Below are 21,967 nucleotides of genomic sequence, written 5' to 3'. Positions count from 1 at the left end.
GTGCTCCTCAGGTTCGCGTGATGACGGTGCCGGTGCGGGCCCGGAGCAGGTCCGACACGCTGGCGCTGCCGATGACGACCCGCTCCACACCCGCCTCCAGGGCCTCACCCGCGGCACGCAGCTTCTTGCGCATGCCGCCGGTGGCGCCCTTGTCGCGGAACGCGGCCGCGTCCGCGGCGCTGATCCGCTCGACCGGTTCGCCGTCGATGAGCAGGTGGGCGACGTCGGTGACCAGGACCAGGTCGGCGGCGCCGGCGGCACCGGCGATCGCGGCGGCCGCCCGGTCGGCGTCGGTGTTGATCTCCTGACCGGCCTCGTTGCGGGCCAGCGGGGTCACCAGGTAGGCGTGACCGGCCTGGAGGTTCTTCAGCGGCGCCGGATCGACCCCGGTGATCGGGCCGACCAGGTTGTCCAGCTCGACGAGCTGCTTGTCGCGCCACCACCAGCGCTCGCCCGCCCCGGCCTTGACCAGGCCCTCGCTGCCCAGCAGCCGCTCACCGGTGATGCCCCGGGCCGAAAGACGCACGAACACCTCCTCGGCCATGGCCGCACTGACGGTCTTGATGTCGGCGATGACCTCGGGCGTGGTCCAGCGGCTCTGGTTGCCGTAACGGTCGCGCAGGATCGCCGACGGCTCGGTGTAGCGGGGGTTGAGCTCGCGCAGCGGCTTGGACCAGCCGTGCACCAGGATCAGCGGGCGGGTGCGGCCGTAGGCGGCCAGGTCGTCCCACCAGGCGTCGGCGAGGCCGTCCAGACAGCTACCGCCGAGCTTGACGACGGTGGGCACCGGCCCCCCGTCGGCCACGTCCGGGGTCGTGCTCGTGTTCGGGCTCATGCGGGCATCACCGGCTGCATGGTCAGGCCGGTGGCCTCCGGCAGGCCGAAACGGATGTTCGCGGCCTGCACGGCCTGCCCCGCGGCGCCCTTGATCAGGTTGTCGAGAGCGGCGAGGACCACGATGCGCCCACCCTCCTCGTCGTACAGGGCCGTCACATCGCAGAAGTTCGAGCCGAGGACGGCCTGCGGGTCCGGCACCGGGATCAACGTCTCGTCGTGCCGGCGCACCCGCACGAACTGGTGCCCCTTGTAGAAGCGGGTGTAGGCCCGCTGCAGGTCCCGCTGGGTGACCGGCTCGTCCGTGAACACGTACGCGCTGGTCAACAGGCCACGCACGTGCGAGACGCCGTAGGCGGACATCGACAGCGAGTCGATACCGCCCTGCTTAGCGCGTTCCAGGAAGTCCGCGACCTCGGCGGCGTGGCGGTGCCCGGTCGGCGCGTAAGGGGCGATCGCCCCGCTACGGAACGGGTGCAGGTCCGCGGTACGCAGTTGCAGGCCGCCACCACTGGAACCGGACTTGCCGTCCACGACCACGGTCTTCAGGTGCAAACCCAGGCCCAGAGTCAGCGGAGCGAGGCTGACGGTCAGTGCGGTGGCGTAGCAGCCGGGCATGGAGATCAGCCGGGCATCGGGCAGTTGGTCCTTGACGAGCTCCGGGACCCCGTAGACGTAGCGGTCGGCGAGGTCGGTGGTCCGCTTGACCTTGGGGTACCAGCGGTCGTGGAGCTCGGGGGTGCGGATGCGGTAGGCGCCGGAGAGGTCGACGATGGCCGCGACCTTGTCGGCGAGCAGTTCGGACAGCTGCGCGGAGACCGGGGCCGGGGTGGCCAGGAAGAGGACATCGACATCGGCGACGGCCTCCTCGGTGACCGGCTGGACGGTCAGGCCGAGGTCCAGACGCAGGTTGGCGTGGAGTTCGGCCGGACGACGGCCGATGTTGGAGGAACCCCCGAGGAAAGCCAGTTCCATCTCGGGGTGCTGGGTGATCAGCCTGATCAGATCGCCGCCGGCCAGCCCGGAGGCTCCGACGACACCTGCTCGGATCATGCGAGGATCTCCTGGACATACGAGCCGATGGCGGTAGGGATGTCCGCCGCGGTGGTAGAGGCCACGCCCTTGAAAGCGGGGGCGTGGTTGACCTCGTTCACGACGAGGCCTTCATCCGTGCGGAACAGGTCGACGCCGTAGATTCCGGCGCCCAGTTCGGCGACGACAGCATCAACGATCTTGACGAGGTCGGGATCGTGGGCGAGCGCACTGGACTGGTTACCCACAGCCGCGTTGCTACGCCAGTCGCTACCGGCGCTGGAGAACTCGGCGGCGGCCACGATCTCACCTCCCACGACCAGGCAACGCACCGAACTACCGGCCGCGAGGAACGGCTCGACCAGGCAGGCCTGTTCAAAGGCATGGCCCAGATCCTCGACATAGTCGTAGACGGAGTGCGCGAGGTCACCGTCACGGATCAACGTGACGCGCTTGCCCATCCCACCGAAGATCGGCTTCAGGACCACGGGGGTACCGATCTCCTCCAACGCCCTGGCGAAGTCCTTACGAGACAGCACCAGACGGTAATCGGGCACCGGCACACCAGCGCCACGCAGCACGGTCCGCAGCAACGCCTTGTTCTCGCAGGCATTGATGGCACGGGCCGTGTTCAGAACCGGAATGCCGGCAGCCTCAGCGAGAGTAGCGATCAGCCCACCGCGCGTGTAGCTGCGGCTACGCACCAGCAAGGCGTCGTAATGGTGGATCGCCGCGGCGTCCAGGCCACCCAGACACAGGGATTCGTCGTTGAGCCAGTCAACGCTCAGTCCCAACACGGGGCCGGCCTTGATCAGCTCGCGTTCCTCCCAGCTGATCCGGTCAGCCACGATGGCAACGTTGGTGGCCATCTTTACTGGCCCCAGTCACGGAGCTGGACCTCGACCATCTGCAGGACAAGCTGGCCGCCCTGCACGTCCTCCACGCGCAGGGTCAGCATGCACTCCGGGCAGGCCAGGGTCTCACCCTGCACGACCGGCGGAACGGTCAGATCGGTCTCGCACTCGGGACAGACACCGGAGAGAGTGACGACGGACATCAGTGGACTCCAAGAAGGGTGAGGCCGGAACAACGGACATCGATGAGGCCAACAAGCCAGAAGGCCAGTGGCGCGGCAAACCGGAAGACCGGCGAGCCAGTGACGCGGTAGGCCAGAAAGCCAGTCGCGCGGTGGGCCAGTCGCGCGGTAGGCCAGTCGCGCGGTAGGCCAGTGGCACGGTGGGCCGGTAGGCCGGTGGTGCAGTGGTGCAGTGGTGCAGTGGTGCAGTGGTGCAGTGGTGCAGTGGTGCAGTGGTGCGGTGGTGCGGCTGACGTCGGAGCAGGGATCGACACCCCGCCCCCGAACGACGCTGGGGCGAACAACAGTTGAGCTGACAGCCATGCGGCGCGATCGCCCGCTAGGCCTGCGGCGCCGATAGGCCGGCGAGCCAGCGGTGCGGCAAGCCAGTAAGCCGGTGGTGCAGTGGTGCAGTGGTGCGGCTGACGTCGGAGCAGGGATCGACACCCCGCCCCCGAACGACGCTGGGGCGAACAACAGTTGAGCTGACAGCCATGCGGCGCGATCGTGCGCTAGGCCTGCGGCGCCGATAGGCCAGTAGGCCAGTGGCACGGTGGGCCGGTAGGCCAGTGGCGCGGTGGGCCGGTAGGCCGGTGGTGCAGTGGTGCGGTGGTGCGGCTTACGTCGGAGCGGGAATGGACACCCCGCCCCCGAACGTGTCTGGGGCGGACGACAGTTGGGCTGGCGGCCGTGCGGTGTGGTGGTGAAGGGTGGTTCCGGGTCCGTGACCGGCCGCGGGGTGCCGGCGGATCCGCCCCGTGCGGCCGACGGCCCGCGACAGGGACCAGGGCACGGGGATCCGGGGGACCCAAGGGGGTGTCGGGGGATGAAGGGCCCGCAAGGCGGTGGCGGTGCACGCGGGTTGCTCCGGCCGGCCCCGCACATGAGAGGTGTTCCGGGATCGGGCGTCAGGACCCGGCAGCGCCGCTCCGCGGGAGCGGAGAAGGGAATCTGCCACGGGTGCGCCCCTGCGGACGGCACACCCCGGAGGGGATCCCACGGAAGGGACCACCGCGATGGGACCGCCATGGTGGAGCGCCCCCGGGTGGGGCGGCCCCCGGGTAGGGACGGTCCCGGTGGACCCGGGGTGGGTCAGGAGGCCTGGAACTCGATGGCGGCCTTGCGGATCGCGTCGCGATCCAGCAGCGGCGCCCCGTTACTCTCCTGACGGTTGATCAGCCAAGGGGTGAACGCCTCGACGTCGGCGAACACGCCGGAGTCGGTCAGCGCCCACTTCACCAGCGCCGGGGTCAGGCGGGTGCGGACCAGCAGCTCGCGGCTGTTACCGACGAGTTCGGCCGGCAGCGTCTCGTACGCCTCCGGGTGGGTGAGCTGGCCGGGCAGCTCGTAGGCGAAGGAGTGCGGGGTGGTCGGCCCGGACTGGAACGCCTCGCCCAGACCCGCGCCCTTGAGCGCGACCTTGGAGAGCTCGGTCAGGTGCGAGAGGTCGAACCGGGTGTCACCATGGATGACACGCAGCGAGGTGAGCAGTTCCGCCAGCGGGGCGTTGCCGCCACGCTCGCCGATGCCGCCGACCGTGGCGGAGATCCACGTGGCGCCGGCGCGTACCGCGGCCAGGGAGTTGGCGACCGCCATGCCGAGCATGTTGTGGGAGTGGATCTCGATCTCGGAGCCGTCGATGGCCGTGAGGTCGGCGATCACGTCCTCCATCTGCCACGGCGACAGGTAGGCGACCGTCTCGGCGAGGCGGAAGCGGTCCGCGCCGGCCTCGAAGCCCGCCGTCACATAGGGCACCAGGCGCTCGGCGGGGGTGCGTGCGCCGTCCTCGCCGCTGAAGGTGACGTGGAAGCCGCGCTCCTTGGCCTGCGTGATCGCGGAACGGGCCAGCGTCTGCAGGAACTTCGCGCTCGGGGAGCCGAGCTTGAGGCGGGCGTGCTGCTCCGAGGTGGGGATGGAGTACATGACGTGCTTGACGCCCAGGCGCTCGGCCTCGTCGAGGGCGGTCGCCACCTGCTGGCGGTCGCGCACCACCACAAGCGTCATGCTGCGCTGCGGGCCGACGGCCTCGTGGGTGGCGAGGACCAGGTCGGCGTCCTTGGAGTTCGCACCGGCGACCATCCCGACCTCGACCAGGTCGACGCCCGTCCTCACCAGCAGGTCCGCGATGCGGGCCGCATCCCCGGGGCCGAATTCGACACCCGCCATATGTGCGGAATCCCGCAGCGTCGCATCGGATATGTGCGGCAGTATCGGGAGTTTGTCTCCGTGCTCTGATGTTGCCATTGCCGTTCCCTCCTCCTTATCCGGGCGGATTCCCCCGGATCGGGCTCTGGACTGAATTCCCGCCCCTCCTTGTCACGGGCGAGGGGATCGAGCCAAAGCGCGGTGGTGCGGTGCGCCGATGACCATCCTGTCGGCCCCGGCCGGGGCGGGCAACGTTCCTCATGTCGGGCTTTGTCAAGGACTGTCAGCGAACGTCACAGGCCGTTTAGGCCCTGCCAAATCTCCCCCGCCCGGGAACCGCCCGGCCCGCCTTTTCCCGCCGCCGGCGGCCGGTGGCGCCGATTTCCCCACCGGCACCGCCCCCAAAACCGCCGCACACCGACACGGCACACCTGTCCGGGCATCCCCACACCCTCACCTGACAAGTACATGACCCGGCAGTGGGGGGGGCAAGAGGCCCGCCCCACCGGCGGCGGGGCGCAGCAGGGGCGGGCGCAGTGGCGCCTTTGGTCCTGTTGGCGGCGCAAACCCGCGTGCGGCTGGACGGGTGTAGTTCGACACCTGACTCCGGTGGCCTGCGCCCGAAGCGGTGCGCCTGCGGGTTGCATGGGCCTGCGCCTCGGCGCGGGGCGTGCCGGCGTCCTTCACGGCCCCGGACCCGACGAATGAAAGAGCACCATGGCAGAGCACGACCCTCGTCACCGCACTGGTCGCGGCCCTGTGTTTCGCGGGCTCGCCGCAGCCGTGCTCGCAGTCGGCATGCTGGTGGCCTCAGCGGGGCCCGGATACGGGAGCGGCGCGGCCGCGCTGGCGCCCGGCACACAGTTCACGCCGCTGACGGCGGCGGTGATGACCGAACCGACGCCGTTCGGCGCCACGGACGGCAAGACGCACCTGGCGTACGAACTGCTCACCACGAGCGCACTGTCCAGCAGCACGCCGGTGCGGCTTGACCGTGTCGACGTCAAAGACGCCCGCACCCGACAGGTCATCGGCTCGCTGAGCGGGCGGGCGCTGGCCGAGGCCGCCAATCCGGTGGGCGACCCCCTGTCCGGTGCGGACGGGTACACCCCGCCGCCCCCGGTGCCGACGCCGACCGTCATCCAGGGCTCCCAGCAGTGGGTCATCTGGCTCGACCTGACCCTCGACCACGGCCGGGCGGCGCCCGAGGTCCTCGAACACCATCTCTCGGGTGCCATCCTGACCGCCTCCGGCCCCTCCGCGTTCGAGGAGACGGTGCAGGCCACCCCGACCGCCCGCACCGCGCCCCTGAACCTGAACGCGCCGGTCCTGCCCGGCACCTGGTACGCCAGCGAGTCGTGTTGCGGCAACACCCACCACCGGCGCGGCCTGGCCCCGATCAACGGCCGCTTCGGCGTGCCGCAGCGCTTCGCGATCGACTGGTACCGGGTCGGCGAGCAGGGGCAGGCCTGGGAAGGCGACCCCGCCCAGCTCACCAGTTACCTGAGCTACCGTCAGCCGGTCGCGGCCGCGGCCGGCGGCCGCGTGGTGGAGGTCCAGGACGCAATCCCGGACAACCCGCCGCCCCACACGCCGCCCGTCCCGCCGATCGAGGACACCGTCGGCAACCACGTCACCCTGGAAGTCGCGCCGGGCCGCTACCTGCTCTACGGCCACCTGGAGGCCGGTTCGCTCAAGGTCCGGGAGGGCGACTGCGTCGAGCCCGGCCAGGTCCTCGGGCTGATCGGCAACAGCGGCAACTCCACCACGCCGCACCTGCACTTCCAGGTGATGACCACGGCCGAGTTCTTCCCGACCGACAGCCCGCCGTTCACCCTCCAGCGGTTCCGCGTCCTCGGACAGGTCGAACCCCGGATCTGGGACGACAACCTGGGCCTGCAACCGACCGGCGTCCTGCCGATCACGCCCTCACCGTACGAGGGCCCTCACCGTGCGCAGTATCCGCTCGACCGCGAGGTGCTGGAGTTCTGACCCGAATCCGCAGGTAGTGGCCGACGGCCTGTCAGTTGATCTCTTTGGCTGGTCGTCGGCTGGAGTGTGGGGTATGTGGGTAGGCCAATGGCCCGGCTGGCGCGTCGGGTGGGCGGCTTTCCAAGGCGGTGGCGGGTGGTTCTGGACCGGTCGGGGCGGTCGGTCAGGCGGACTGGAGGCGGCGGTGGGCTCGGATGCGGGCCAGTGTCTGGCCGATCAGGCTGGCCGCTGCGGCGGTGAACCGGAGCCGACGGCGGCGACCGGTGCTGGTCAACCGGGCGGCGCGGGCGATGAGCAGGCGACGGACGGTGGCGATGCGACGGCGTGCGGTGCCGATGGGTGCGAGCATCTGCAGCCAGGCGGAGAGGTTGTAGGCCAGCAGCGCGCCCCACATCCACATGGCGTTGACGGCGTGGGACGCGGAGGGCAGGTGGTTCAGGCCGGCGCCGTGGGCGGTGTCGCGGAACAGTTCCTCGACCTCGGTGCGGCGACGGAACTCCCACTCCGCGAGCGCGATCTCCTCGTCCAGGTCCAGCACCTCGTTGGTCGTGAAGAACGAGTAGGCGAACGCCTGATCGGCGATGCCGTCCAGCACCAGGGCGAGCTGGTCCCTGCCGACGGTCCGCGAGCGACGCGAGCGCGCGTCGGCCGAGAGGTCGGCCGCGTCGTAGCGGACTCGTCGGGCGATCACCCGGGTGCCTTCCGGCCAGCCGGCCGGTGCGTGGTCCAGCAGGGCGGCCTGCGCGTCGGGATAGTCGAGGGCGTCGATCCAGTCGTCCTCGTGCACGCGGGCGACCGCTCGCCACAGCGCCGTGCTGCGTGGGACGCCGAGCCGGAACAACGCGCCACGGGCCACGATCTTCTCGGCGACCCTGCCCGCGAAGTAGCCGGTGTCCCCCTGGAACAGGACCTGTCCTGTGGCGTTGGCCGCGCGGACGGCGTCCACGGCCCGGTCGATCTGGCCGAGGGCGTGGGTGCGGCCGTCGGAGCGGCCGTCCAGCAGGTCCGCGACCAGTACCACGCCGGCCTGGGCCCAGTGCGCGGCGTGCACCCGTGCGGAGATCTCGCCCTTGTAGGAGCGGACCACCTGTTCCTTGCGGGTGGAGAACACCTCGACGTCCTTCGCGTCCAGGTCGACGGTCACCCGCCCGGACAGGATCCGGGCCCGCTCGGTGACCGGCAGCGCTGCCAGCGCCCGCCCGGTCAGCTTCGCGCACGCGGTCTCCACGCCCTCCCGCTGCGGCTGCCCGAACCGGGCCGCGAGCGTGGCGGCTGTGGTAGCAGCCGGGACCGGTGCGGGCAGCAGCCCTTCGCCGACCGCATCCGCGCGCAGACGGTCGAAGCCGACCAGGTGGTCCTCTCCGGTCAGCTGCACCACCGCGCAGGCCAGCGCGAACTCGCCCCCGGACAGGCCCCGGTCGCGCTCCTTGACCGGGCCGATCCCCGCGTCCAGCGCGGCGGTGACCCCCAGCACCCGGTCCAGCTCGGCAACCAGCAGCAGGCCGCCGTTCTCGGTCAGCGACCCGTCCACCCCGCCCACCTGGGCGTTCAGACGGGTCCAGCGACCACCGGGAGTACGGGAGGCGGTACGGCGACGCGATATCGTCTTCACCAGACAGGTGCACTTTCACGTTCGAGTCGATTAGGCGTAGGAACCTCAATCTTCTCAAACCGAAAGCGCACCTGTCGTCGTATCAGCTACCAGCCTCCGCCACTACCTGCGGATTCGGGTCTGACCCGACTCCGGTACGTCCCCCCGGGCGGGCGCCGACAACACGGCGCCCGCCCGGACGCATCCGGTCGGGACGCATCGGGGCGGGCGCTGCACACCACACGCTGTCGGCCACCGCACGCGTTTCGTCACACCCACCACCGCGTTGCACGGCAGACTCTTCACCCGGGCACTCCGGCAGGCCCTGGCAGGCCCACTGCTAGGACAGCGTCCAGAGGTGGTCGTCGGTGCCGCCGTAGGCCCAGCCGGCGCCGTAGCAGTTGTAGACGGTCAGCGGCAGGCCGTTGCGCTCGCCGCCCCAGTTGGCGACGTCCAGGCACAGCGTCGGCGTGGTCGCCATCAGCGTCTTGACGTTCATCAGCACCCCGTAGCCGGAGTAGTCCGAGGACGGCTGGAAGACCCACTCCTGGTTGTCCCCGCCGCCCGGGGAACAGGCGTACATCCCGACCTGGGTGCCCGGGTCCACCACCCCGTAGTCCGGCACGTCCATGCACTGGCCGCTCTTGAGGTTGCGGATCGTGAAGGCCGACAGGCCGCGGTAGACATTGCCGTCATAGTCGAAGCTCCACTGCTGATTGTCGTTGCTCGACCCGTCGCACCAGTACTCGTACACCTTGGTGCCGTACTCCGCGCCGTAGTTGGGCAGGTCGGCGCACCACCCCGAGGCCAGGTTGTACAGCACCCCGGGGTTGCCGGCCTGGGCAGGAACCGAACTGACCGCCACGGCCGCCAGCACCGCCGCCGCCACGGCCGCCGCCCGGGTGAATCGCTTCATCGTTCCTCCGCTGCGCAAGGGATCGGGGCGCCAGTTCACCACCCACACACATGACTTGGCCATGCCATGAGCCGGCCGGGGGTGGCGGAGTGTCCGATTCCCCCGGCCGGCTTGGCCGATCCCCCACCCGGCCGTCGCCGACCCGCGCCGGCCTACCCGGGTCCGGTGGCCGGTCGGGCGGGCGGCGAAGGCGCCCCGGCCCCGGGGTGCGGGCGAAGCTGCCCCACCCTGGCGGCCGCGCCGGGTGATGACGGCCGTGCACGTCACCAGGGCACGACGCCGGCGTCCTCGAAGAACCGGCCGGTCGGGCCGTCGTCGGGCAGGGTCGCGAGGGTGACGGCGATGGCCGCGCCCTGCTCGGGGGTGCGAACTCCCCGGAAGCCGTTGAGGTCGGTCGCGACGTAGCCAGGGCAGCCGGCGTTGATCAGGATGTTCGTGCCGCTCAGCTCCCGGGCGTACTGGAGGGTGACGGCATTGAGGAAGGTCTTCGACGGCGCGTACGCCACGGCCACCGGACCCGTGGCCGACTCGGCGGCGGTCCCCGACTGCCGGGTGAGGGAGCCGACACTGCTGGACATGTTCACGATCCCCGGTGAGGCGGAGCGGCGCAGCAGCGGCAGCATCGCGTTGGTGACGCGGATGACGCCGATGACGTTGGTCTCCACGACCGTGCGGATGGTGTCGGGGTCGACGCGGGTGGGCTCCTGGGGCGCGCCTCCGGCGATGGCGGCGTTGTTGACGAGCACGTCGAGGCGTCCGGCCCGGTCCTCGGTCAGCCGTGCGGCGGCCGTCGCGCTCGCGTCGTCGGTCACGTCCAGCGGTACGCCGAACGCGTCGACGCCGGCCGCGCGCAGCTTCTCCACCGCGGCCTTGCGGCGCAGGTCGTCGCGGGCGCCGACGCCCACGCTCCAGCCGAGGGCGCCCAGGCCTGCGGCGATCTCGTAGCCGATTCCCTTGTTCGCGCCGGTGACCAGCGCAATCGTTCGTTCGTTCATGGGGACCATGCTGCTCTCGGCCCCGGGCGGGGGTCCAAGACCGATCGGGTGGGCGGCGATACCTTCCCGGTATTGATCCGAAGTACCGTGTCCGGATGGAGACCAGGGAACTGCGCTACTTCGTCGCCATCGCCGAGGAGTTGCACTTCGGGCGCGCCGCACAGCGGCTCGGGATCGCCCAGCCGCCGCTGTCACGGGCGATCCGCCAGCTCGAACCCCGGCTCGGGGCGGCACTGCTGGAGCGGACCAGCCGCACCAGAACAGCTCGTCTCGCTTGGCGGACCAGCGGGCGTCCGGGTCGTAGGGGGAGGCGAGCCGGACTTGGCCGGGCGGGACGCCGTCCTTCTCGGCCTCCCGCTTCCTGACCACCTCCCGTCCCCGGGTGTCGGTGTGTACGTAGTAGGTCTGTATGAAGATCCGCCGCAGCAGCTGGACCGCCTCGATCTCCCGCAGCCATACCGGGGCGTCGGGTGCGTGGATCGCGTGCAGCAGCTGATGCGCGTCCTGGCCGTAGACCTCGGCCAGCCGGTCCCGCTTCGTCTTCGAGGTGGGCAGCCGCCACGAGTCGACCCTGGCCGCGTAGCGCAGTTCCAGCTCCGCCACCGGCATCGCCCGACCAAGCCAGGCCGGAGCCGCGATGGACAGCGCCTCCAGCGCCGCACGCACGCTCTCGCCCGCCAGCTCCAGCCGGTTCAAGTCCCGCACGGCGCTGATGACATGGGTGGAGTCGGTGCGCTGCTTGCCCCCGGCCGAGATCAGCCCCTCCTGGCGGCAGTGCTCCACCAGCCGGTCGAAGATCAGGCGTTCCATACCGTGCTCGACCAACCGGGCTCGGAACTTGGCCAGCACCGTGAAGTCGAAGCCGGGATCGGCAAGTTCCAGGCCGTGAAGTCGGTCCGGAGCGCGGTTTCGGCCTTTCGACTGGCCCGTTTCTCCGGACCGCTTCCCGCACCCGCCGTGCGCCTCTCAGCGCAACGGGCGCTCCACAAGCCCCGTTTGTCGACCCGTGAGGAGTTCTCTCATCCCGTGGTCGGCCATGGGGAGGGGATGACTGATCCCCGGTAGCGGTAGCGCGTGGTGCCTACCTTCGCCGGGCTGAACAGCTCCCGTTCCTCGCTGGCCGGCCACCAGCCCCCGCCGCAGAAGCGCCGGCGGAGGTCCTTCCAGTTCATCCGGGGGTGCTTTCGCCGTAGCCACCAGATGACCCGGCCCCAGACGTACGAGGTCAGGTACTGGAAGGTGGCGCTGGACACTCCCGGCCGGAAGTAAGCGCACCAGCCCCGCAGCATCCGGTTGAGCTGGATGAGCAGGGTGTCGAACGGCAGGTCAGTGCCTGTCTTTCGGCACTGCGTCCTGACCTTGTCCATCACGGCCGACAGGGCCCTGCGGGACGGGTAGGTGTAGACGTAGTGCTTCTCGGTTCCTCGCTTCCGGTGGCGCTGGATGCGCCAGCCGAGGAAGTCGAGGCCCTCGTCGATATGGGTGATCAGGGTCTTCTCCGGCGACAGGCGCAGACCCATCGTGGCGAGTACCCCAGCGGCCTCTTCCTTGAGCGCCTCCGCGTGGGCACGGGTGCCCGACACGACCAGGCACCAGTCGTCCGCATAACGGATCAGCCGGTAGTTCGGCAGTCCGCGACGACGGCGCTTGAGCCGGTCGTTGAAGGTGCTCGCCGGTCCTCCCGGACCCCGGGCGATGTGCTCGTCCAGGACGGAGAGAGCCACGTTGCTGAGCAACGGGGAGAGGATCGACCCTTGCGGGGTTCCGGTGTTGTTCTCCCGAAGGACGCGGTCCTCACCGAGGATTCCGGACTTCAGGAACGCCTTCACCAAGGCCAGGACGCGTCTGTCCCCGACGCGAGCGCGCACCCGGTCCATCAGGGCCGTGTGCGAGATCTCGTCGAAGCAGGCTTTGATGTCGCCCTCCACGATCCACTCGTAGGAGTGGGAGGTGAGGTGGCGGACCTCGGCCACCGCGTCGTGAGCCCGGTGGTTGGGGCGGAACCCGTAGGAACACGGGAGGAAAACCGCCTCGAAGATCGGCTCCAACACCAGCTTCAGGGACGCCTGCACCACCCGGTCAGTCACGGTCGCGATCCCCAGACGACGCAGCTTGCCGCCCGCCTTGGGGACCATCCGTTCCCTCACCGGGAGCGGGCAGAAACTGCGGTCCCTGATCGAGGTCCGCAGCCCGTCGAGGAAGACCTCGACGCCCCGCACGGTCTCCACGTAGTAGGCGGTCTCACCGTCCACTCCGGCCGTGCGGGCTCCCTTGTTGCCCCGCACCCGAGCCCACGCCACCAGCAGGAACGCGGGATCGGCAACGAGATTGAACAGGTCATCGAACCTGCGATGAGAATCCTCGCGGGCCCAACGGTGCAGCTTCGTCTGGATCTCCAGTACCCGTAGCTCCGCCCCGAACAGGGCGGACTGCAGTTCGTCGGTGTTCACCGGCGACAACCTCCTGGTCTTCCAGTCCTTCCACTGCTGACTTGCTGTCCTCCTTCGCCGTGTACGCGCCTTTCGCGCGCTCGGACTACTACGAGGACTCCGCCACGACCCGGTGCCGTCAGCCGACGACGGGCCTGCCCTTCGCCCAACTGGCTGTTGGACGGGAAGGGCGGCATCGGACCGCTTCCCACGTTCACCACCATCCGGTTGTCGAGTGAGCCGCCCAGCTGTACCCCGGCAGCATCGCCATGCCTACGCCGCAGGCTTTCGGCATGGCCTCCCCACCGGCGCACTTATCCGGCTTCGGAGACGCCCCCGCGCGATTCACGGGGGTCGAGCACTGCTTCCCGGCCCAGATCCACCAGATTGGAGCCGGTGGAAGTGTTACGGGGCTTCAGACGCTGGTTCCTCTCGTACGGCGTCTCGTCTTGCTTGCCGGACCCGCACCGTCTGGCAGTGCCGGTGCGTCCCGTCGTTGTCGGGGCTGCTTGCCGCCCTCCCGCGCGTCTCCGCGGTCAGACTGCCCCCAGCTTCGCTAGTCTGCTGCGACAGACCAGCGGCAAGGGTCTCTCACCCTTGCCCGGAGTGATGGCGCCTCGTGGCGCACGAGCGCGTACTTCCAGTCGATCGCCCGGACCGTCATCCCGGCTGCCTGGCGGTCGGTCAGGTTCTCGGCGAACTGCAGCACCGTGACCAGTGCCAGCATCCCCGGTGACGGACCTGGAGCCCCGCGCACCCCGAACGCAGGTGCGAACGGCTCGTCCGCGAAGACCTCGGCCAGCTTCTCCCGCATCCGCATCGCCAGCGTCCCCTTCGGGAAGGCCGCCGCCGCGACCAGCGCCGTCTGCTCCGGGACCTCCGGCAGTCCCGCCGCTCTCATCGACACTCGCACCACCCCCGCGACCGCCTGCCCACGAGACAACCGCACGAGCGATCATGCCGCAGTCAGCGACCCAGGACCGAATAGAGCAACAGAGTCCCCCGTGGGCGCAGAGGAGTTCCGGGAACCGCCCTTCCGGCGGGGCCCGCCGCAACGGCGAGGGGCCGGGCGGCGGGCGACCGACCTCCGCCCCGGCCCCTGCGGGAGGCCGGTCGGGTGGTGGGGGCCGTGGTGTCCAGAGCCGGTGGGCGTAGGGACGCAACGGCGTGGCACCGGGGCAGCGGAGGCGAAGGCGTCACGGCCGGCCGGGGAGGCGGCGTGCACGACGTCCGCCCGGCGGCGCCCGGGCGTGCGCTGCCGGGGTCAGTGCGGCCGCAGGCCGTCGAAGACCACCGTGAACACCAGCTCGCGTGCCGCCGGGTCGTCCTGCAGCCGCTCCACGGCGGTGGTGGTGCCCACCAGCAGCGCGAACAGCTCGACCATGCCCACCTCGCGGCGCACGGCACCGGCGCGCTGCGCCGCGGCGAGCAGGCGGGCCAGGTGCTCGCGGATCGCCGTGCCCGACGCGTGCAGCGCAGCGTGGGCGTCCACACCGGCGGCGGCGAGCGCCCGGGTGAACTCGTCCTTGCCCGCGGACCGTTCGACCACCACACGGAACGCGGCGAAGAACGCCCCGCCGCCGCTGCCGTCCTCGCCGCCATCGCCGTCAGTGCGTTCGCCGTCAGCGTGTTCGCCGCCGGGGCGCTCGGCGTTGTCGGCCAGCCGTGCGGTCGCGGTGGCGATCTCCTCCAGCCGGCGCACCATCACCGCCTCCAGTAGCGCTTCCTTGGTGGGGAAGTGGCGAAAGAGCGTGCCGACCCCGACGCCGGCGGCGCGGGCGATCTCCTCGGTCGGCGTGGCGATGCCGCGGGTGGTGAACACCTCGGTGGCAGCGGCCAGCAGTCTGGCCCGGTTGCGGGCCGCGTCCGCGCGCAGCGGGCGCTCCTGGGCGCCGTTCAAGCGGTCAACTCCTTTCCGGGGAAGGCGAAACTCCACCCTGGACAACCGGAGTGGCGAGTCCGTATCGTCGAATCGGAGTCACCGGTCCGGTTCCGGTGGTGGACGGAACCAGGGGGTTGATCATGTCGCAAACGCGGTCGCCGCGCGAGGTCTTCGAAGCGCTGCTGGAACGCGTCACCGCAGGACGCTTCGACGAACTCGGCGAGCTGTACGCCGAGGACGCGGTCGTGGAGACCGTCTTCGAACCCGTCGGACCGCGCCGTATCCAGGGGCGGGCCGCGCTGGAGGAGCGCTTCGCCCAGGTCGCCGCGCACTTGCCGCTGCGCCTTGAGGCGCAGAACGTGGTGGTGCGGGGGACCGACGATGCGCAGGTGGTCGTCGCCGAGTGGGACTACCGGGTTGAGCACCGGGACAGCGGGCGCTGTTTCGAGGCCGCCAACATCCAGGTGCTGCGGGTGTGCGAGGGGCGGATCGTCCACAGCCGCGACTACCACGACCACCTGGCCCTCGCCGTCGCCGCAGGGGCGCTGCCGCAGCTTGCGGCGGCCCTGGACGCCGGGTAGCTCGGCAGCCCGCATGAGGGTCGGGGGAGGGCCTCGGGTGGCGTCGCTCCCCGGCCCCCGGGCGCGCCGCAAACCCTGACGCTCGGGCCTTCGGGCCTTCGGGCCTTCGGGCCTTCGGGCCTTCGGGCCGTTCGGCCGGGCGGCCCGAAGGCCCGAGCGCAGTGGTGGTCGAGCAGGCGATCGGCCTGGGGCGGAGCGGGCCTAACGGGGGCTGAGCAGGCAGAACTCGTTACCCTCCGGGTCGGTCAGGATCCGCCACGAGATGGCGGATTGGTCGATGCCCGGGTCGCCGGCGCCCAGGGCGCGCAGCCTGGCCTCCTCGGCTGCAGGGTCGTCACCGCGGTAGGGGCTGATGTCAAGGTGGACGCGGTTCCACCCGCTCTTGGTGTCGGGGGTGCGGACGAACTCCAGGTAGGGGCCGACGCCGTGGGCGGATCGCATGGTCGAGTGGTCGTCGGCGACCTCGTGCACCGTCCAGTCCATTGCCTCGCCCCAGAACCGGGCCAGCGCCCGCGGATCGGTGCAGTCGACCACCACCGCGGCGATCGGCCCGGTGTCCCGGTAGACCTCCCGGGGCTCCAGGACGCAGAACTCGTTGCCCTCCGGATCGGCCATGACCGTCCACGGGACGTCACCCTGCCCCACGTCGGCGAGCGTCGCACCGAGGTCCTTCAGGCGCGCGACCAAATCCGCCTGATGGGCCGTCGAGGTGGTGGCGAGGTCGAGGTGCACCCGGTTCTTCACCGTCTTGGGTTCCGGGCGGGCGACAAGGTCGATGCAGACTGCCTCGGGGTCGGGGTATACGAAACCGACCGGTTCGAGGTTGGTCACGCCGGGGCCCTCGCTGTCGACACCCCAGCCGAGTGCCTCCGCCCAGAACCGGCCGAGCGCGTCGTCGTCCCGGGCCTTCATGGTGATCTGCACGAGTCGTGTTGCCATGCCGCAGATCCTAAGCCGTGTTTCGGAAGTGACCACAGTGAGCTCGTGGATGGCGGGCCCGAGGCGTGAACAGTGTCTCGTGGCGGTCGCGGGCGGGTTCCGCGTGGGGCGACAATCGTCGGGTGTCCGAAGCTAACGTGGTGCACGTCTTCCTCTCGCGCGGCCGGTTCTCCTCCTTTGAAGACATCCGCGACTACGTCGATCAGAGGTGGTCGGGGGACGGGGACGCGGAGCCGTCCGTTCTCATGGGAGAGGCCGGGATCGCCGAACTCGAACCGACGTGCGTCGAGGCCGTCCACGCTCAAGACGGCGGCCATCTCGCTCCGGTTGCCCCTGAGGTGCTCCTTCGGGAGGTCTCGTATGCTGACCAGTGGCTGCCGCACGTGGAGTCAGCCGAGCCGGCCGATGCTGCGATCTGCGTCTTCGCTCCCAACGTGGTCACCAACCCGCACGGCACCTCTCTGCACTACCTCGGCCGGTTCACCTACCGCGGCTGAGGGCCTCTCACCAAACGGACCATGTGCCGCTGCGGCTGTTGCGGGATTGGTCGGTGCCCCTGATCAGCATCGCGTTGGTACTTCTCGTCGGGGGCCGGCTGGCTTCTTGACACCCGGCGAGGTCCGCGGCCACGACCTGATCCGCATGCTGTCCCGCGACGGGCGCCCGACCGGCCTGGGTGACGCCTTCGCCCACTATGGCCGGATCTTCAAGACCCTCCACCTGCTGCAGTTCATCTCCGACGACGGCTACCGCCGCATGATCGGCAAGCAGCTCGACATCACCGAGGCCCGCCACCGCCTCGCCCGCCGCATCTTCTTCGGCCAGCGCGGCGAACTCCGGCAGAACTACCGCGAAGGCATGGAGGACCGGCTCGGAGCACTCGGACTCGGGCTGAACGCCGTGGTGTTCTGGAACAGCCTCTACCTCGACCGGGCCGCCAAGCAGCTCGCTGCCGACGGCTTCCCCGTCACCGACGACCTGCTGGCCCGCCTGTCCCCGTTCCAGTTCGACCACATCAACTTCCTCGGCAGCTACGCATTCTTCCGCCCGCAGGAGGCCGGACGACGGCCGCTGCGCGAACCGTCGCCCGATGAGGAAGTCGGAAATGCTTAGTCAGCTGCGGCCTCCTCCGCGATGGGGAGCACGAGCACGGACGGGTGGTGGAGCGAGATCCGAACGGGTGCGAGGCGGGTAGCCGTTGCCGTGGGCTCGCCGGTTCCGGTGTTGCGGGCGAAGCGTGGGTGGGCTCCACCGCTGATTTGCAGGCGGATCCGGTGTCCGGCGGGAAATCGGTAGGCGGTGGAGCTCATGGCCACGGTGACGGTGGCCGGGTTCTCTTCATCGGGCTGGAGCCGCCGAAGACCGTCACAGACATTGGTGGATTGGTCCTGGGGGTCGACGTCGCAGAGCCGCGCGAACACGTCGGCGTGGCCGGTGTCCGTACTGATCTGCAGGATCGCGCTCACCGGTCCGAGGATGGTGACCGGCTCGGGGAGCGGCGCCGTGGTGAAGGTCAGGACGTCCTTCCGTGCCTCCAGAGGGCGGTTGTCCGTCTGTGCGGCCTTCCCGCTGACCAGGGCACCGCCGAGGGAGGGGGTCGGGTCGGCCGGGTCGTAGCGGAAAGACAGCGGCTCGGTTGTGTTCCCGGGCGATCGGTGGGTCAGGGCGCCATCGGTGTCGATGTACCAGCGGCGGCTCCGGAAGACCGGCGGCCAGTCGGGCAGATCCTGCCAGGCTCGTTGGCCTCCGACGTGGACGCGAACCCTTGTCGGCCGCAGGGCTGACCGATCGTCGCACAGGTGGGCCCGCAGCCAAGCGAGGCTATCGGTGAAGACTTCGGGCCAGCCCTGCTGAAGTGCCGACTGATGCGACCAGGGGCCGGTGAGCAGGGCCGTTTCACAGCCGGCACGCCGCAGTCGCTCATACTGCTGCAGGGTCTGGTCGAGATTCACGTCGTGCCAGCCGCCTATCAGGGCGGTCGGCACGGTCAGCCCATCGGCGGCGGGCCCCGCATCCGCGCCGTCCCAGTAGACATCCCCGGCGTCGGGGTGGTCCATGGCCCCGTCGAAGAACGGCACCGGGCCTCCGAGGGCAAGCCGGTATGCCTCGGCGAGGGGGAGCTCGGCGGCAGCCCTTCGCAGATGGAGCCGCAGCCGCAGGGTCGCTCGGAGAAAGCTCGGTACGCCTTGGTGCTGCGTGGTGAGGCCCATGGCGACGACGAGCGCGTTCTCCAGGGAGAAGGCGCCTCCAGGGTGGAAGAAGCCGTGCGGATCGTGCAGGCCGATCTGGACCACCATCGCGCGCAGCTCCGGAGGCGGATCCGTGGCGAGCGCCCACTGGACGTAGCCGAGGTAGCTGGGGCCTACGGTCCCCAGAACACCCGAGAACCAGGGCTGCCTGCGCAACCAGGCGACGGTGGCCTGGCCGTCGGCGGCCTCGTTGCGCCAGAGGTGGAAGTCGCCGCCGGAGCCGCCGGTGCCGCGGCAGCTCTGGAGGACGACGTGGAAGCCCTGCTCGGCAAGGAGCATGCCGTACATCGGCGCCCAGGGGAATCCCCGGCCGTAGGGCGAGCGCACCAGCAGTGTGGGGAAGTCCCCGCCGTCCAGTGGGAAGTAGTGGTCAGTCAGCAGAGGGCTGCCGTCTGCTGCGGGTACGACGAGTCCGGGGTCGTAGGCGATGTCGTGCAGCTTGGGCGGAAGTCCCCTCATGGACCGCCGCATTGCCCTGGTGCTCAGGGGCGGCTTCTTCCCGACTGGGCGGTGCGTGGGCATCGTCACGGTGCCTCGATTCTGGGATGGGGCGGGCAGGCCCCCACTTCTCGTACGATGTACGAGAATAGCTCATGCTTGGATTGACCGTCAGAAGGAGAGGGGCGTCACCATGGCCCGCACAGGCTCGGCAGCCCAGTCAGGTGCCCGCACTGGGCTGGATCCGGAGGCGGTCTGGTCGGCGACAGAACGCCCACGACGCGGCAGGCCGCCTGCCCACAGTCGTGCCGAGATCACCGCGACTGCCGTCGCCATCGCCGATGCCGAAGGGCTCGCCGCCGTCACGATGCGCGCGGTCGCGGCCCGGCTCGGCGCCGGGACCATGTCCCTGTACAGCTACGTCCCTAACAAGGAGACGCTGCTGGAGCTGATGATCGACGAAGTGAGCGGCGAGCACCGGTTGCCGACCGAGCCATCCGGCGACTGGCGCTCAGACCTTCGGCGAATCGCCCATGAGCAACGCACCATCATGCGGTGCCACCCGTGGCTTCCCGCCGCGCTCCCGGCCCGGCAGACCCTCGGCCCAAACACCCTCGCCGTCCTGGACCACGTGCTCGCCGTGATGACCCCCACCGGCTTGGACGCCCAGGCGCGGCTGGAGACCTTCAGCCTCCTCACCGGGTTCGTGACCAGCCACGTGTCGCACGAACTCGCCCAAGAGCGCATGATCGAAGCGGCAGGGCGGACTCCCGGCGAAATCCTCGACGCCCAGACTCGCTACCTCCGCGCCGCCGTCGCCAGCGGCAACTATGCCCATCTCGGCCAAGCCCTGGCCGCACCGGGTGCCGACCAGAACCCCCAAGCGGTTTTCGATCGTCTCCTCGACCGCGTGATCAATGGGATCGCGCCGGAGTAGTTGACCATCACGCCGACCGTTCAACAAACCATCGCTTCTTGAAGAGTGCCGAGCGGCCACCCGACGGCCCCTCAGAGCCTGCAAAACTCCTTCAAAAACCAGAGTGGTTCAAGAACCCGGGAACACCGTTCTCCGACAGAATCCCCGGCGTGAGCACCCCCTTCGAGCCCGACGCCTTCGACCTCCTGGTCGCCGAACCCGCCCACCGGACCGAGATCCTCATCGGCTACGCCCGGGTCTCCACCGGCGGGCAGAAGCTCAGCCGCCGGATCGACGCCCTCACCGCCGCCGGATGCCGACGGATCTTCGCCGACGAGAAGTCCGGCAAGGATGACCTGCGCCACGAGCTCAAGGCCTGCCACTCCTTCCTCGCCGCCGGCGACACCCTGGTGGTCCCCGCGCTCGACCGCTACGGCCGATCCCTCAAGGACCTGGTGAACATGGTCGGCGAACTCCGGCGCCGCGAGATCGGCTTCTCCCCCCCCTGCGCGAGCGCCTGGACACCACCACCCCCGGCGGCCGGCTCGTCTTCCACGTCTTCGCCGCCCTCGCCGAGTTCATCCGCGAGCTGATCGTCTCCGGCACCCGCGAGGGCCTGGACGCCGCACGCGCCCGCGGCCGCGTCGGCGGCCGACCCACCGTCGCCACCCCCGAGATCATCCGTGCCGCCCGCGACATGCTCCCCAACCCAGGGAACTCGATCACCTCGATCGCCAAGATCCTCGGCGTTAGCCCCGGCACCCTCTACAACCACATCCCCGGCGGCATCACCCTCGTCCGCCAAGGCCCCACCAACCTCACCTGCCAGTTCTCCGACCACCACGGCACCAACTCCCTCTCCATCGACCGCGATACCCTCGCCGAGACCCGCCGCACCACGGACCCCTTGGGCGTCACCCGCGGCCCCGGCTCCCTCACCACCCCCTGGGCCGGCGACAAGGGCTACATCGGCGGTCTCAAGGACGACAACACCGGCTTCACCAACCTCGGCGCCCGCCAGTACCAGCCCACCACCGGCCGCTTCCTCAGCCCGGACCCGCTACTTGTGAAGAACGATCCGCAACAGTGGAATAGCTACGCCTACGGACATAACGCCCCAGTCAACCAGGCCGATCCGTCAGGGCTCTATGATCCGGACATCAGGGCGGCAGTGCAGGCCGAGCAGAAGGCTCAGAAGCAGGCTTCCGAAGAGCAGAACTGTGGCGGAAATGGAGTCCGAGGACCACTTGTTTGTCCGGACGGAACGAGCTGGGAGGACAATGCTCCTACCGAGACTCAGCTGAACGTTTTGAAGTATCGGATGAAGATGAGGAAGTTGATGTCTGAAACCGGAGACGACTACTCAGATACCGAAGGCAGGGTCTTCAATAAGCATGCACCTGGTCCGCATGGCATGAAGATCAAGAATTGGATGTATCAGGTAGTCGCTGGCTTGAGTCTCCAGGGGGTGGCGCGAGAGGAGAACTCATATGATGTCGCGGCCAAGCTTCTGCAGCATTGGCTGGATGTAAGTGGGACGCCGATCGAGCTGCATCCGGATAGCATGCTGAATGAGATTCCGAACTTCAAGAAGGGTGTTGAAGAGTATTTGACGGACTTCGCATCGGGGAAGGATCAGTTTGACTTCGGCTGGCAGAACGCTCAAGCGGTGGAGACCGATGGTACTTCCAGTGTCGGATGGTTCTATGCCCTCAACAACTTCCAATGGCGAGTGACTGGTGTGAACCGGAGGAAAGGGGGGGCTGAGTACAAGCTGGAGATTCGCAAGCGCTACGACTGGGGGACTCCCAGCGAGGGGCGTGACAATGTGCATAAGATGTGGATCGACATGAGTCAGCCGGAGATGGCTCACCTCAATATGGTTGGGCTGGCCAGGGACTTCGATGTGGTTGGTTCTTCCATGATGCAAGGAGTTCCTGGATGAGGCCGGCG

The 21,967-nt window shown here is 69.6% G+C and carries 19 protein-coding genes and 2 pseudogenes; 8 read left to right on the top strand and 13 right to left on the bottom strand.

Annotated features, from left to right (window positions below; genetic code table 11):
- Positions 1-7: 7 nt before the first annotated feature.
- The 5 genes from ACF9IK_RS36780 to ACF9IK_RS36760 all read right to left on the bottom strand — a co-directional run bounded on the left by ACF9IK_RS36780 (position 8) and on the right by ACF9IK_RS36760 (position 5,185).
- On the bottom strand, positions 8-835 hold the full coding sequence (locus ACF9IK_RS36780) for an acetylglutamate kinase (protein ID WP_395298395.1): 828 nt from the start codon (positions 833-835) through the stop codon (positions 8-10).
- The gene (gene argC, locus ACF9IK_RS36775; RefSeq protein WP_395298394.1) at positions 832-1,887 is read right to left on the bottom strand and encodes an N-acetyl-gamma-glutamyl-phosphate reductase; all 1,056 of its coding nucleotides are present in this window, start codon (positions 1,885-1,887) and stop codon (positions 832-834) included. The genes ACF9IK_RS36780 and argC overlap by 4 nt, the downstream gene beginning before the upstream one ends.
- Positions 1,884-2,735 (bottom strand): ATP-grasp domain-containing protein, encoded by an 852-nt coding sequence (locus tag ACF9IK_RS36770; protein ID WP_395292420.1) that lies wholly within the window; start codon positions 2,733-2,735, stop codon positions 1,884-1,886. The genes argC and ACF9IK_RS36770 overlap by 4 nt, the downstream gene beginning before the upstream one ends.
- Positions 2,736-2,737: 2 nt before the next feature.
- Entirely contained in the window at positions 2,738-2,923 is a 186-nt protein-coding gene (locus tag ACF9IK_RS36765) for a lysine biosynthesis protein LysW (RefSeq protein WP_395292421.1), read from the bottom strand.
- Between the two features lie 1,110 nt (positions 2,924-4,033).
- Complete coding sequence (locus tag ACF9IK_RS36760; RefSeq protein WP_395298393.1) at positions 4,034-5,185, bottom strand: isopropylmalate synthase; 1,152 nt, start codon at positions 5,183-5,185, stop codon at positions 4,034-4,036.
- A gap of 618 nt (positions 5,186-5,803) precedes the next feature.
- On the opposite strand from ACF9IK_RS36760, the gene ACF9IK_RS36755 reads away from it, so the two are divergent.
- Positions 5,804-7,078: a M23 family metallopeptidase gene (locus ACF9IK_RS36755; RefSeq protein ID WP_395298392.1), complete on the top strand. Its 1,275-nt coding sequence runs from the start codon at positions 5,804-5,806 to the stop codon at positions 7,076-7,078.
- 163 nt (positions 7,079-7,241) lie between these two features.
- Here ACF9IK_RS36755 and ACF9IK_RS36750 read toward each other — a convergent pair whose 3' ends face one another.
- The 3 genes from ACF9IK_RS36750 to ACF9IK_RS36740 form a co-directional block, all read right to left on the bottom strand.
- A complete protein-coding gene (locus ACF9IK_RS36750; RefSeq protein WP_395292307.1) occupies positions 7,242-8,690 on the bottom strand; it encodes an IS1380 family transposase in 1,449 nt (482 codons plus the stop codon).
- A gap of 319 nt (positions 8,691-9,009) precedes the next feature.
- Complete coding sequence (locus ACF9IK_RS36745; protein ID WP_345328283.1) at positions 9,010-9,585, bottom strand: RICIN domain-containing protein; 576 nt, start codon at positions 9,583-9,585, stop codon at positions 9,010-9,012.
- Between the two features lie 263 nt (positions 9,586-9,848).
- A complete protein-coding gene (locus tag ACF9IK_RS36740) occupies positions 9,849-10,580 on the bottom strand; it encodes an SDR family NAD(P)-dependent oxidoreductase (RefSeq protein ID WP_395298391.1) in 732 nt (243 codons plus the stop codon).
- Positions 10,581-10,675: 95 nt separating this feature from the next.
- Between ACF9IK_RS36740 and ACF9IK_RS36735 the strand changes: the two are divergent.
- Positions 10,676-10,834, top strand: a pseudogene (locus tag ACF9IK_RS36735) (LysR family transcriptional regulator); the annotation flags it as partial.
- A gap of 765 nt (positions 10,835-11,599) precedes the next feature.
- Here the strand turns inward: ACF9IK_RS36735 and ltrA are convergent.
- From ltrA to ACF9IK_RS36720, 3 genes and pseudogenes are all read right to left on the bottom strand, one after another.
- Positions 11,600-13,030: a group II intron reverse transcriptase/maturase gene (ltrA, locus tag ACF9IK_RS36730; RefSeq protein WP_395292928.1), complete on the bottom strand. Its 1,431-nt coding sequence runs from the start codon at positions 13,028-13,030 to the stop codon at positions 11,600-11,602.
- Positions 13,031-13,637: 607 nt separating this feature from the next.
- A pseudogene (locus tag ACF9IK_RS37095) lies at positions 13,638-13,910 on the bottom strand (IS5/IS1182 family transposase); the annotation flags it as partial.
- A gap of 363 nt (positions 13,911-14,273) precedes the next feature.
- Positions 14,274-14,909, bottom strand: a complete 636-nt coding sequence (locus ACF9IK_RS36720) for a helix-turn-helix domain-containing protein (RefSeq protein ID WP_395298390.1) — start codon at positions 14,907-14,909, stop codon at positions 14,274-14,276.
- Between the two features lie 122 nt (positions 14,910-15,031).
- On the opposite strand from ACF9IK_RS36720, the gene ACF9IK_RS36715 reads away from it, so the two are divergent.
- The gene (locus tag ACF9IK_RS36715) at positions 15,032-15,472 is read left to right on the top strand and encodes a nuclear transport factor 2 family protein (protein WP_395298389.1); all 441 of its coding nucleotides are present in this window, start codon (positions 15,032-15,034) and stop codon (positions 15,470-15,472) included.
- A 201-nt stretch (positions 15,473-15,673) separates the two neighbouring features.
- On the opposite strand, the gene ACF9IK_RS36710 is transcribed toward ACF9IK_RS36715, so the two are convergent.
- Positions 15,674-16,411 carry a VOC family protein gene (locus ACF9IK_RS36710; protein ID WP_395298388.1) on the bottom strand — a complete coding sequence of 246 codons (738 nt, stop codon included), beginning with the start codon at positions 16,409-16,411 and terminating at the stop codon, positions 15,674-15,676.
- Between the two features lie 122 nt (positions 16,412-16,533).
- On the opposite strand from ACF9IK_RS36710, the gene ACF9IK_RS36705 reads away from it, so the two are divergent.
- Positions 16,534-16,908 (top strand): hypothetical protein, encoded by a 375-nt coding sequence (locus tag ACF9IK_RS36705; protein WP_395298387.1) that lies wholly within the window; start codon positions 16,534-16,536, stop codon positions 16,906-16,908.
- Between the two features lie 106 nt (positions 16,909-17,014).
- Positions 17,015-17,524: a Tn3 family transposase gene (locus ACF9IK_RS36700; RefSeq protein WP_395298386.1), complete on the top strand. Its 510-nt coding sequence runs from the start codon at positions 17,015-17,017 to the stop codon at positions 17,522-17,524.
- Here the strand turns inward: ACF9IK_RS36700 and ACF9IK_RS36695 are convergent.
- On the bottom strand, positions 17,521-19,131 hold the full coding sequence (locus ACF9IK_RS36695; protein WP_395298385.1) for a CocE/NonD family hydrolase: 1,611 nt from the start codon (positions 19,129-19,131) through the stop codon (positions 17,521-17,523). The genes ACF9IK_RS36700 and ACF9IK_RS36695 overlap by 4 nt on opposite strands.
- Positions 19,132-19,291: 160 nt before the next feature.
- Here ACF9IK_RS36695 and ACF9IK_RS36690 point away from each other — a divergent pair, with 160 nt between their 5' ends.
- The 3 genes from ACF9IK_RS36690 to ACF9IK_RS36680 all read left to right on the top strand — a co-directional run bounded on the left by ACF9IK_RS36690 (position 19,292) and on the right by ACF9IK_RS36680 (position 21,959).
- Positions 19,292-20,035, top strand: a complete 744-nt coding sequence (locus ACF9IK_RS36690; protein WP_395298384.1) for a TetR/AcrR family transcriptional regulator — start codon at positions 19,292-19,294, stop codon at positions 20,033-20,035.
- A gap of 149 nt (positions 20,036-20,184) precedes the next feature.
- Complete coding sequence (locus ACF9IK_RS36685) at positions 20,185-20,607, top strand: recombinase family protein (RefSeq protein ID WP_395298383.1); 423 nt, start codon at positions 20,185-20,187, stop codon at positions 20,605-20,607.
- The gene (locus ACF9IK_RS36680) at positions 20,520-21,959 is read left to right on the top strand and encodes an RHS repeat-associated core domain-containing protein (RefSeq protein ID WP_395298785.1); all 1,440 of its coding nucleotides are present in this window, start codon (positions 20,520-20,522) and stop codon (positions 21,957-21,959) included. Before ACF9IK_RS36685 ends, ACF9IK_RS36680 begins: the two co-directional genes overlap by 88 nt.
- The last annotated feature ends 8 nt before the right edge of the window (positions 21,960-21,967 follow it).

This window comes from Kitasatospora hibisci, assembly GCF_043950205.1.
Classification (GTDB): Bacteria; Actinomycetota; Actinomycetes; order Streptomycetales; family Streptomycetaceae; genus Kitasatospora; species Kitasatospora hibisci.
The sequence above is the reverse complement of the archived record's forward strand: the minus strand, read 5'-3'. Positions and strand labels throughout refer to the sequence as shown.

Coding starts and splice junctions, on each gene's coding strand:
- ACF9IK_RS36780 (WP_395298395.1), bottom strand. CDS start 835: ATGAGCCCGAACACGAGCACGACCCCGGACGTGGCCGACGGGGGGCCG.
- argC (WP_395298394.1), bottom strand. CDS start 1,887: ATGATCCGAGCAGGTGTCGTCGGAGCCTCCGGGCTGGCCGGCGGCGAT.
- ACF9IK_RS36770 (WP_395292420.1), bottom strand. CDS start 2,735: ATGGCCACCAACGTTGCCATCGTGGCTGACCGGATCAGCTGGGAGGAA.
- ACF9IK_RS36765 (WP_395292421.1), bottom strand. CDS start 2,923: ATGTCCGTCGTCACTCTCTCCGGTGTCTGTCCCGAGTGCGAGACCGAT.
- ACF9IK_RS36760 (WP_395298393.1), bottom strand. CDS start 5,185: ATGGCAACATCAGAGCACGGAGACAAACTCCCGATACTGCCGCACATA.
- ACF9IK_RS36755 (WP_395298392.1), top strand. CDS start 5,804: ATGGCAGAGCACGACCCTCGTCACCGCACTGGTCGCGGCCCTGTGTTT.
- ACF9IK_RS36745 (WP_345328283.1), bottom strand. CDS start 9,585: ATGAAGCGATTCACCCGGGCGGCGGCCGTGGCGGCGGCGGTGCTGGCG.
- ACF9IK_RS36740 (WP_395298391.1), bottom strand. CDS start 10,580: ATGAACGAACGAACGATTGCGCTGGTCACCGGCGCGAACAAGGGAATC.
- ACF9IK_RS36715 (WP_395298389.1), top strand. CDS start 15,032: ATGTCGCAAACGCGGTCGCCGCGCGAGGTCTTCGAAGCGCTGCTGGAA.
- ACF9IK_RS36710 (WP_395298388.1), bottom strand. CDS start 16,411: ATGGCAACACGACTCGTGCAGATCACCATGAAGGCCCGGGACGACGAC.
- ACF9IK_RS36695 (WP_395298385.1), bottom strand. CDS start 19,131: ATGCGGCGGTCCATGAGGGGACTTCCGCCCAAGCTGCACGACATCGCC.
- ACF9IK_RS36690 (WP_395298384.1), top strand. CDS start 19,292: ATGGCCCGCACAGGCTCGGCAGCCCAGTCAGGTGCCCGCACTGGGCTG.